Below are 10,355 nucleotides of genomic sequence, written 5' to 3' on the forward strand. Positions count from 1 at the left end.
TTCGGGGGCGAGAATATCGCTGGCGAAAATTTCGTTGACGAAAAATTCGCTAGCGAAATACTATCGGCGCATGACCACTGATCGGGCCGCGGCGCGGCCCCTGGCTCACCGCAACTTCCGGCTGCTCGTGATCGGCGCCGGCACCAGCTCGTTCGGCAACGCCATCACTCCGGTCGCGCTCGCGTTCGCGGTGCTGGCACTCGGCGGGTCGGCCAACCAGCTCGGCCTGGTCGTCGCGGCGTACGCGTTGGCCGACGTGGCCACCGTGCTGTTCGGCGGCGTGCTCGGCGACCGGCTGCCGCGCGCGGCGATGATGCAGGGCTCGGCGATCGCCGCGGCGGCCACCCAGGCGCTGATCGCGGCCAGCCTGATCGGCGGCTGGTCGAGCGTCTGGCTGCTCGGTGCCGTCGGCGCCGTCAACGGCTGCCTCGGCGCGCTGGCCAACCCCTCGTCCTCGGCGATGACCCGGCAGACCGTGCCGGAACCGTTGCTGCCGAGGGCGGTCTCCCAACGTCGGCTGGTGCAGAACGGCGCCCAGATCGTCGGCTTCGCGGTTGCCGGGGTCCTCGCCGCCACCCTCGGTTCCGGCTGGGCGATCGCGGTCGACGCGGCCACCTTCGCCGTCGCCGCGGCCTGCTACCACTTCCTGCGGGTACCCGAGCCGGCCCGGGAGCGGCACGAGTCGATGCTCGGCGACCTCGGCGCCGGGCTGCGCGAGGTGCTCCGGCACGCCTGGCTGTGGATGCTCATCCTGCAGGCCCTGCTGTACCACCTGTTCTACGGCGGCGTGCAGGGCGTGCTCGGGCCGATCGTGGTGTCGGCGACCTGGAGCAAGGCGGCGTGGGGCTGGGCGCTGGCCGCGCTGATGATCGGGTTCCTCGCCGGCGGCCTGCTGTCGCTGCGCTGGCGACCGCGGCGCGGGCTGTTCCAGGGCACCCTGCTGCTCACGCTGACCGGCTGCTTCCCCGCCGCGATGGCCCTCGGCGCGGCGGGAACACCCGGGCTGCTCCTGGTGCTCGCCGGCGCGTTCCTGCACGGGCTCGGGCTGGAGCTGTTCTCGGTCAGCTGGGACCTGTCGATCCAGCAGAACGTGCCGGAGGACAAGCTCGCCCGGGTCTACTCGTTCGACATGGTCGGTTCGTTCGTGGCCCGGCCGGTCGGCCTCGCGCTCACCGGCCCGCTGTCCGCCCTCACCGGTACCACCAGCTGGCTGTGGGTGTGCACCGCGATCATGGTCGGCGGGTCCGTCGCCGCCGCCATGCTGCCGTCGGTCCGGCAACTGCGCCGGCAGGACCCGACCCCGGTCGAGGAGCTGGACCCGGTCGGCTCCGTCGGCTGACCCGCGCGCCCCGGCCGGCGCGCCGGCCGGGGCGCGAGCCACGCCCTAAACTGGCGCGATGGCGGACGACGGGCGACCCGCTCGGGTCGAGGACGTGCACGAGCTGGCCCAGGCGATGCCGCACGTCACGGTGGAGCGGGGCGCGAGCGGCAACCCGGTGTACCAGGTCGGCGGGAAGTCGTTCGTGTTCTTCCGCACCCCGCGGCCGGACGCGGTCGACCCTGCCACCGGCGAGCGGTACCCGGACGTGATCGTCCTGTGGGTCGAGTCGGAGGCCGACAAGCAGGCGCTCGTCGCCGACCCGGACTCCCCGTTCTTCACCACGCCGCACTTCGACGGCCACCGTTCGGTGCTGGTCCGCGCGGCGCAGCTGCACCGGCTGAGCCGCGCCGAACTCGCCGAGGTGGTGCAGGACGCCTGGCTGTCGCAGGCCTCGGCCCGCCGCGCCCGCGCCTGGCTCGACGATCACCACCTGGCCTGACGATCCACGGGAGAACGATGACCGAGCTGTTGCACTACACCGCGTTCAGCAGCACGCCGGACGGCGGCAACCGGGCCGGGGTGGTCCTCGACGCCAGCGGGCTGACCGATGACCGGATGCTCGCGGTCGCCGCCGACGTCGGTTACTCCGAGAGCGCCTTCCTGACCCCCGGGAACGGCCCGCGCGAGCACACCCTGCGCTTCTTCAGCCCGCGGGCCGAGGTCGACTTCTGCGGGCATGCCACGGTCGCCGCGGCGGTGGCGCTCGGCGACCGGATCGGCCCCGGTGACCTGCTGTTCCACACCCCGGCCGGCCCGGTACCGGTCTCCGTCGTACGGCGCGGCGGGGTGCTGGCCGCGACGCTGACCAGCGTGCCGGCCCGGGTGTACCCGGTCGACGCGGCGGAGGTGGCCGAGGCGCTCGCCGCGTTGCGCTGGCCGGCCGGCGAGCTCGATCCGGCGCTGCCGCCGCGGATCGCGTTCGCCGGAGTGCGGCACCTGGTGCTGGCGGCCGCCAGCCGGAGTCGGCTGGCCGCGCTCGACTACGACTTCGACCGGCTGCTCGCGCTGATGCGCCGGCAGGAGCTGACCACGCTGCAGCTGGTGTGGCGCGAGTCGGCGACGGTGTTCCACGCCCGCGACCCGTTCCCGGTCGGCGGCGTGGTGGAGGACGCGGCGACCGGAGCGGCGGCGGCCGCGTTCGGTGGCTACGCCCGGGAGCTGGGGCTGGTACCGGACGACGCGCGGCTGACCATCCACCAGGGGCACGACATGGGCCGGCCGAGCCTGCTGCGGGTCGAGCTGCGCCCCGGCGACGCCTCGGTACGGGTCTCCGGCGCCGCAGTGCGCATCGAGCCCTGAACGACCGACCCCCGGCCGCGACGGCCGGCCGCGCCCCGTGCCGCGACGACCCGTGCCGCGGCGCCGGCGTACCGGGATCGGTACGCCGGCGGCGAGCTCAGGCGGCCAGGGTGCGGCCGGCCTCGGCCGCGGCCTCCTCGGCGTCCTTGCGCAGCATCGCGGCGTGCTCGCGGAACTCGTCCAGCGCCGGGTTGATCCCGACCAGGGTGAACTCCCGCTCGATCACGGTCAGATCGGCGCCCCAGACGTCGGCCAGGATGCGGCGCAGGTAGTCGGTGTTGTGGTCCCAGCCCTCGCGCGGCGTGCCCGGCCCGTAGGCGCCACCGCGGGTGGTGACCAGCACCACCGGCGTACCCGCGAGCAGCGCGGCACCCTGGTCGGCGCCGGCGATGGCCAGGTCGATCCAGGTCTTGACGTGCTGCGAGACGCCGTAGTTGTAGAGCGGCAGGGCGAACACGGCGGCGTCGGCGGCACGCAGCTCGTCGGCGACCTCGACCGCCAGCGCCAGCGCCGCCCGGCCCGCCGGGGTGCGCTGCTCGTCCGGTACCGCCTTGGCGCCGAGCGCGGCGCGCCAGGCGTCGGCCGGCAGCGGCTGCTCACCGAGGTGCCGGGTGACGATCTGCTCGCTCGGACGAACGGCGCGGAACTCGGCCACCACCTGGTCGGCCAGTGCGCTGCTGCTCGAACCGTCGCCTTGGATGCTCGAGTCGATGCGCAACAGGGACATGAGAGGTGCTCCTCGTGGCTCTCCCGACGGCACCCGCCGGGTCAGTTGAATGTTCAAGCGACACCGTAGCGCGATGAAATTGAACATTCAAGTTCGACTGCCGTAGGATTGCTCCGTGTCCACCGAACAGACCGCCGACGAGGTCCCCTGGCTGCGCCGTGACCAGCAAGAACACTGGATCGCGCTGATGGGTGTGATCAGCACCCTGCCGGCGGCACTGGATGCCCAGCTGAAGCGGGACGCCGGCCTCAACCTCTACGAGTACCAGGTGCTCGTGCAGCTCAGCGAGTCCCCGAAGGGCACGGTCCCGATGAGCGACCTGGCGATGCTCGCCAGCGGCTCGCTGTCGCGCCTGTCGCATGCGGTGGGCCGGCTCGAACGCTCCGGGTACGTCAGCCGGGTCGCCTGCCGCGAGCAGGGCCGGCGAACCGCCGCCGTGCTCACCGAGGCCGGCCGGACCAAGCTGGAGCAGACCGCACCCGGGCACGTCCGGGAGGCCCGGCGACTGGTCGTCGACGCGCTGACCCCGGAGCAGCTCACCATGCTGGGCGGCGCGGCCCGCCGGATCCTCGAGGTGACCGCGCCGGACGTGGCGGCGATGCTCGAACCCTGACCACGGGCACCGGGCCGGCCGTCCTGCGGTGGCCAACGGTCAGCGCAGCGGTTCGTCGTCGACCGGCTCGGCCGCCGGGAACAGTTCGGCCAGCTTCGCCGCGAGCATCGAACGCCCGGGCACACCGAGCTTGCGATAGCAGCTGGTCAGGTTCTTCTCCACCGCGCGCCGGGTCACCCCGAGCAACTCGGCGATCTGGCGGTTCGAGCTGCCGCCCGCCGACAACCGGGCCACCTTCAGCTCGGCCGGGGTCAACGGGGCGCCGTTGCGGCCGGGTTCGCCCAGCAGCGCCGCCGCGCGATCGGCGACCTCCTCGGCACCGGCCCGCCGGGCCAACCGCATCCCGCGGACCACCTGTTCCGCCGCGTTCGGCCGGCCCGCCGCACGCAGCCGCACGCCGTACTCGACCAGGGTCCGGGCGAGCTCGGCATCGTTGCCGGACTCGGCGAGCACGTCGGCCGACTGGGCGATCAGGTCGACACCGGCCGGCCCCTCGGTGAGCCGGCCGAGGATCCGCAGCGCCCGCCCCACCGGGATCGGCGAACCCCACCAGGTGGCCTGGTCGTACTCGCGCTCCATCAGCTCGCGGGCGCGCCCGGGACGGCCCGCCGCCACCAGCGCCCGCGCCGACCAGCTGCCCACCGGCAGCAACGCCGGATTGCGCCAGCCGAGGCGCTCCAGTTCGGCCAGGCACTGCTCCCAGTCGTCCCACCCGGTCGGAGTGGGGCCACGGTCGAGGGCCAGCGCCGCGCGCAGCGTCTGAGCCAGCAGCCGCAGGTGCGGCCGGGGCGCCGCGGTCGGATCCGGCCACGCCTGGGCGAGGAGGTCCAGGATCTGCCGGTCGGCCACCTTCAGCGCGGTGGACACCAGCCCGATCGCGCCGGTCGGATCCAGCCTCGCGCCGGCGCCCTTGGCCAGCCGGGTGGCCCGGAGCAGATCGTGCCGGCAGTCCGCGACGTTGCCGCGCAGCCAGTGCAGGGTGGCCCGGCCGATCAGCGTCAGCAGCAGGTCCTCGGGGGTGCGCCGGCCGCCCGGCAGCAGCGCGGTGGACAGCCAGTCCGCCACGTCGGCCGCCTCCCCCGCGGCCAGTGCGCAGGCGACCGCCAGCGGCGCCGGGGTGTGTGCGAGCAGCGGCCGGTACGGCAGGTGCTCCAGCAACCGGGCGGCGAGCGGACCGACCTGGTTGGCCGAGGCGCGCACGGTCAGCGTCGCCGCGTACAGCAGCACCGCGGCGAGTTCCCGCTCCGCCTCGGTGTCGATCGGCGGCCGCGACCCGAACCCGCCCCACCGGCCCAGCGTGTCGCGCAGCGCGTCACCGTCGTCCAGGTCACGAAACCGGCGCCGCGCCTCCAGCCGCAGCGCCAGCTCGCGGTCCACCGGGAGGCTGCCCGGACTCGCCGCCAGCGCCCGGGCGGCGGCGTCGATCAGGCCGGACAGGTCGTCGGCGCCGGTCAGCGCGATGGGCGTCAGCCGGGACAGGATCGCCGCCCGGGACCGTACGTCCTCGGTCAGCCGGGCGGCCCGCCCGACGTGGCGCACGGCCGCGACCGGGTTGGTGCGCAGTTCCGCCTCGGCCAACCGGGCCAGCAGCCGGGCGCGGTCGGCCCCGTCGACGGTGCAGTCGATCAGCGCCCGGCGCAGGTACCGCACCGCCCGCACCGGATCGTGCGCACGCAGCGCGGCCCGCGCCGCCGCCGGCAGTACCCGGGTGGCGCACCGCGGCGACGGCCCGGACACCGCCATGCACTCGTCGGCCACCTCGGCGACCGGGTAGCCGGCCGCGTCGAGTGCCTCGGCCGCGCGCCGGTGGAACTCGTCCAGCTCCGCCGGCGACATGGCGTCCTCGACCACGACCTGGGCGTACCCGCGCAGACCCGCGCGCAGCAGCCCCAGCCGGTCCAGGCAGCGGCGGGCCATCCGGCTCTGCACCTCGTCCAGCCCGGCGACCGCGGCGACCGTCGCCGGGCCGGCGCCGGTCGGCAGCAGCACCATCGCCCGCGCGTACGACCGGACGTCGGTGGTGAGCGCCTCGAACGCCTGGACGAGCCGTTCCCGCAGCGGCGACGGGCATCCGGACGGCTGGCCGCCGGTACCGACCAGGGACCGCACCACGAGCGGGTTGCCGCGGCTCGCCCGATGGATGGCCGCCGCGTCGTCGGGGTCGCGGCCGATCGAGCGCAGGATGCCGGCCACGGCCGGTTCGGACAGCGGCGCCGGCCGCAGGACCACGTCGGCCGCGTGCACGACCTCGTCCACCGGCGTGGCCTCCGCGACCGCGGTCTCGTACTGCACCGCGACGGCGAGTACCAGTGGCAGCTCGTCCCGGCAGCCGACCAGGTCGGCCAGGAACGCCAGCGAGAGCGGGTCGGCGCGTTGCAGGTCGTCGACCACCAGCAGCAGCGGGTGGTGGGCGCAGATCCGCCGCACCAGCAGGCGCAGCGCGTACCCCACGTCCGGATCGTGCTGCAGCCGGGACACCGCGGCCAGGACGGTGGGGTTGTCGCTGAACAGCGGTGCCGCCGCGGCCGCCGCGCCGGCCAGCCAGCCCTCCGCGGTCGACGCCGGCGCCGCGGCCAGCACCGGGCACAGCAGCTGGCGCACCACCGCGCCGCCGAACTCGCGTTCCAGCCGGGTCGCGTGGGCGTTCGACACCCACATGCCGGTCGCGGCGCCGAGCCCGGCGACCGCGGCGAGCAGCGCGGACTTGCCCGCGCCGATGCCGCCCTCGATCACCACCAGCTGGCCGCGCCCGGACAGCGCCGCGGCCAGCGCACGCTGCGCCGCGGTGAGCTCCTCGCTTCGTTCCTCAAGCACCGCCGACACCCGCGCCAACGATCCGGGCCAGCGCGCCGGCGAGCTCCGCCCGGCGCCGGATGCCCAACTGCCGGTACGTGTTCGTCAGGTGCAGCTCGACCGTGCGCAGGCTGACCTCGCGGTGTTGCGCGATCTGCTTGTTGGACAGGCCCGCCACCGCCAGCTCGGCCACCGCGCGCTGCGCCTCCGAAAGCACCGGCCCGGTACCGTGCTCGCACCGCTGGCGCACCTGCGCCGCCCCGCGCAGTACCGGCGGCCAGCCGTGCCGGGCCGCCAGCTCCTCGGCCTCCCGGGCGGCGGAGCCGGCGAGCTCGACGTCACCGGCGGCCAGCGCCGCCGACGCCAGGTCCACCAGCGCCCGCGCGTACCGCAACCGGGACGGGCAGCCGCGCAGCGTGTCGACCGCGTCGCCCAACCGGCTCACCCGCTGGCTCTCGAACGCCTGGCCGGCGCACGCCTGGACCAGCCCCAACGCGCTCGGCGCACCCCACGCCTCGGCCCGTACCAGGGCGTCGGCGATCAGCCGGGCGGCCCGCTCCGGGCGACCGCTCGCGGCGTCGGCGACCGCCGCGTAGGCCCGCCAGTTGAGCAGGGCCGGATTGTCCAGGCCGTCGGCCGACATCCGCCGCCCGCACTCGTGCAGCAGTGCGGCGGCCGCCGCCCACCGTTCGCGCCGCAGCTCCAGCACGCCCCGCGCGTACAGCACCGCCGACCAGCCGAACCCGCCCGAGCCGGACGGTGCCGGCTGCAGGTCCGCGAGCTCCTGCGCCTCGTCGAACCGTTCGTACTCGGTGTCGATCATCATCTGGACCGCGACCACCTGGCGCAGCACGGTCGGCGGCCAGGCGTGCGGGGCCAGCTGCCGCAGCGCGCGCTCCAGCGCCTGCCGGCCGGCGTCGAGCTCGCCCTGCCGGTACGACAGCTCGGCGTAGACCAGCAGGGCGTGGATCAGGACCGTGTCGGCCCGCGCCCGGGTCGCGTCGGCGAGCACCGAGTCCAGCACCTCGCCGGCGCCGGCCAGGTCGTCGCCCAGCAGCAGTACCCGGGAGGCGACCAGCCGCGGGTGAAACAGCGTGGTCACCGCCGCGGCCCGGGCGACGGCCAACGCCGTGGTACGCCGCTCCGCCCGTACGGTCAGCCACCAGGCCCGGCTGGCCAGCTGCGCGGCGGAGGGCAGCTCGTCCCTGGTCAGCCAGGCGTCCTCGTCGTCCTCGTACCCGCGGGGGTGGGCGAGCCAGGACAGCCCGAGCAGCCCGGCGCGCTCGGCGTCGCTGCGCGCCGACCGCAGCCCGGCCCGCAGGACCGGCCGGCAGTCCGCACCACCGAGCGACAGCAGGTCCGCGGCGGCCAGCCGCTGCGCCACGTGGTGCTGGCCCTCCTCGCGCAGCAGCGCGCCGAGGTGCCGCTCGCCGGCGTCCCGGTACACCGACAGCTCGGTGGTGCCGAGCGCGAGCAGCAGGGCGCCGCGGCGCGGCCCGCCGCGTTCGGTGTCGAGGGCCCGGCCGAGCAGCCGGGCGGCGGTGTCCCGGCGGCCGTCCCGGGCCGCCCGCCAGCCGACGTCGGTGAGGACCTCGACCGCCCACGCCGGCCGTCGCGGCCCGGCCAGGTCCAGCCATTCGGCCAGGACGTCGTCGTCCACCGCGCCGGTGCGACCGATCTCGGCGGCCTGCCGGTACAGCTCCTGCAGCGCGGTGGGGCTCAGCCGCCCCAGGATGCGGTCGACCACCTCCGGCCAGACCGGGCGCAGCCGATCGGTGTAGGTGAACAGGCCGGTCGCGAGCAGTCGGTCCAGGTCGACCGCGTCGACACCGGCCAGCTCGCACAGCGACCCGAACGGCAGCTCCCGGCCGGCCACCGCCACCGCGCGCAGCAGGCCGGTCAACTCCGGCGGCACCCCGTCGTACACCCGGTCCACGTGCGCGGCGATCACCTCCGCGGTCACCGTGGACAGCCGCCGCAGCAGCGCCGGCCCGCTGCCGCCGGGGCAGCGGCGCACGATCGAGTGCACCAGCGCCGGGTTGCCGCGGCTGGCCGCCGCGACCGCCTGGACGTACTCGTCGGGTACCGGGCCGGCGAGCCGGACGCACACCTCCCGCACCCCGGCGAAGCTCAGCGGGCGCAGCTGGATCCGGTGCGGCGCGGTCAGGTCAGCGCACCGGCCGGTGGCCCAGCGGAACCAGGACGCGACGCCGCACACGACCAGCGCCGGCCCGCCCTCGCTGCGGCAGGCCAGTTCGGTCAGCCAGGCCAGGCCGTCCGGGCCGGCGCGGTGCACGTCGTCGACGGCGAGCAGGGTCGGCGTGGGCGCGGCCAGTTCGTCGGCCACCTCCCGCAGCAGCGCCGCCGGGAGGCCGGCGGACCCGTCCGCCGCGCGCGGTGGCCGCGGGAACCGGACCCGTACCACCGCGATCCCGGCCGCGCCGGCGTCCGCGGCGGCCCGGGCCAGCAGCGCGGAACGGCCCATCCCGGCCGGCCCGGTGACCAGGACCGCGCCGGGTTGCCCCGCGCCGAGCGCGTCGATTCGCCGGCGCAGCGCCTCGATCGCGGAGGTGCGCTCGACGAGCCGGTCGCCGGCGCCGGTCACGCCTCCGGCAGCCATCGCGGGGATGCCTCCGACAACCCGGACCGCGTACCCGCCGACAGCCGCGGCTGCGACGGCTCCGGCAGCAGCGTGTCCGGCAGGTGCGGCTGCGCCGGCTCCGGCGGCTGGCAGGGCAGCGCCTCGGGCGGCCGGGACGGCAGCGGGTCGGGCGGCCGGGGTGGCCGCGCCTCGGACCGCCGGGGCTGCGATGCGTCCGGCCGGCGGCGGGCCGTCTTCGACAGCCGCGACCGGGCCGGGCCCGGCCGCGAACGCGGCGACTCCTCCGGCGCCAGCCGCGGTGCCGCCCCGGGCAGCCGTAGCTGTGGCGCCGGCCGCTCGTCGGCCGCGGTCAGCAGTCCGGCGAGCCGGTGGCGATCCGGCACGCCGGTCTTGCGGTAGACGTTGGTCAGGTGGAACTCGACGGTGCGGGTCGACAGGAACAGTTCGGTGGCGATCTGCCGGTTGGTCAGGCCGCGGGCGGCGAGCTCGGCGACCCGGCGTTCGCAGTCGGTCAGCTGACCGCCGGGCGCGGCGGTCGGCGGAGAGCCGGCCGCGACACCGTCGGCGGCGGGCACCATCGTCGCCGCGTCCCGGGCCAACCCCACCAGGCCGAGCGACTCGGCGTCGGCCACCAGCTCCCGCAGCTGCCGGTGTGCGGCGGGTCGGTCGCCCTGGGCCAGCAGCAGCTGGCCGACCCGCAGCCGGGCGGCCAGCTGCAGCGCCGGCGCCCGCTCGCCGGCGGCGTCGACCGCGGCCCGGGCCAGCGGCAGCCGCTCCGGCTCGGCGGCGAGCAGGCTCGCCCCCAGCAGGTACTGGCCACGCACGTGCGGGGTGGGCCAGCGCCGGGCGAGCGCCTCGCCGCGCTCCAGGTACGGTCGGGCCTCGGCGGGCCGGCCGGCCTCGGCCAGGACGGTGACCGCCTCGAACCACCACGGCGCGG

The 10,355-nt window shown here is 76.2% G+C and carries 8 protein-coding genes; 4 read left to right on the plus strand and 4 right to left on the minus strand.

The features are described 5' to 3' along the window. Positions 1 to 70 precede the first annotated feature (70 nt). From NUM_RS19340 to NUM_RS19350, 3 genes are read left to right on the plus strand one after another with little or no spacing between them, the layout of a single operon-like run. On the plus strand, positions 71 to 1,339 hold the full coding sequence (locus NUM_RS19340; RefSeq protein ID WP_207126295.1) for an MFS transporter: 1,269 nt from the start codon (positions 71 to 73) through the stop codon (positions 1,337 to 1,339). Positions 1,340 to 1,397: 58 nt separating this feature from the next. Beyond that, entirely contained in the window at positions 1,398 to 1,820 is a 423-nt protein-coding gene (locus NUM_RS19345) for an MmcQ/YjbR family DNA-binding protein (protein WP_207126296.1), read from the plus strand. 17 nt (positions 1,821 to 1,837) lie between these two features. Continuing rightward, positions 1,838 to 2,680: a PhzF family phenazine biosynthesis protein gene (locus NUM_RS19350; protein WP_207126297.1), complete on the plus strand. Its 843-nt coding sequence runs from the start codon at positions 1,838 to 1,840 to the stop codon at positions 2,678 to 2,680. 97 nt (positions 2,681 to 2,777) lie between these two features. Here NUM_RS19350 and NUM_RS19355 read toward each other — a convergent pair whose 3' ends face one another. Beyond that, positions 2,778 to 3,407, minus strand: coding sequence for an FMN-dependent NADH-azoreductase (locus NUM_RS19355; protein ID WP_207126298.1), 630 nt, complete (start codon positions 3,405 to 3,407; stop codon positions 2,778 to 2,780). A gap of 115 nt (positions 3,408 to 3,522) precedes the next feature. On the opposite strand from NUM_RS19355, the gene NUM_RS19360 reads away from it, so the two are divergent. After that, positions 3,523 to 4,020, plus strand: coding sequence for a MarR family winged helix-turn-helix transcriptional regulator (locus NUM_RS19360; protein WP_207126299.1), 498 nt, complete (start codon positions 3,523 to 3,525; stop codon positions 4,018 to 4,020). A 39-nt stretch (positions 4,021 to 4,059) separates the two neighbouring features. Here the strand turns inward: NUM_RS19360 and NUM_RS19365 are convergent, their stop codons facing one another. From NUM_RS19365 to NUM_RS19375, 3 genes are all read right to left on the minus strand, one after another. Then, the gene (locus NUM_RS19365; RefSeq protein ID WP_207126300.1) at positions 4,060 to 6,834 is read right to left on the minus strand and encodes an AAA family ATPase; all 2,775 of its coding nucleotides are present in this window, start codon (positions 6,832 to 6,834) and stop codon (positions 4,060 to 4,062) included. Further along, complete coding sequence (locus NUM_RS19370; RefSeq protein ID WP_207126301.1) at positions 6,827 to 9,433, minus strand: helix-turn-helix transcriptional regulator; 2,607 nt, start codon at positions 9,431 to 9,433, stop codon at positions 6,827 to 6,829. The genes NUM_RS19365 and NUM_RS19370 overlap by 8 nt, the downstream gene beginning before the upstream one ends. Further along, the coding region (locus tag NUM_RS19375) for a helix-turn-helix transcriptional regulator (RefSeq protein ID WP_225918699.1) at positions 9,415 to 10,355 on the minus strand (941 nt) is incomplete at its 5' end. The genes NUM_RS19375 and NUM_RS19370, both read right to left, overlap by 19 nt.

The organism is Actinocatenispora comari, from assembly GCF_017312725.1.
GTDB lineage: Bacteria > Actinomycetota > Actinomycetes > Mycobacteriales > Micromonosporaceae > Actinocatenispora > Actinocatenispora comari.

Coding starts and splice junctions, on each gene's coding strand:
- NUM_RS19370 (WP_207126301.1), bottom strand. CDS start 9,433: ATGGCTGCCGGAGGCGTGACCGGCGCCGGCGACCGGCTCGTCGAGCGC.
- NUM_RS19340 (WP_207126295.1), top strand. CDS start 71: ATGACCACTGATCGGGCCGCGGCGCGGCCCCTGGCTCACCGCAACTTC.
- NUM_RS19345 (WP_207126296.1), top strand. CDS start 1,398: ATGGCGGACGACGGGCGACCCGCTCGGGTCGAGGACGTGCACGAGCTG.
- NUM_RS19355 (WP_207126298.1), bottom strand. CDS start 3,407: ATGTCCCTGTTGCGCATCGACTCGAGCATCCAAGGCGACGGTTCGAGC.
- NUM_RS19350 (WP_207126297.1), top strand. CDS start 1,838: ATGACCGAGCTGTTGCACTACACCGCGTTCAGCAGCACGCCGGACGGC.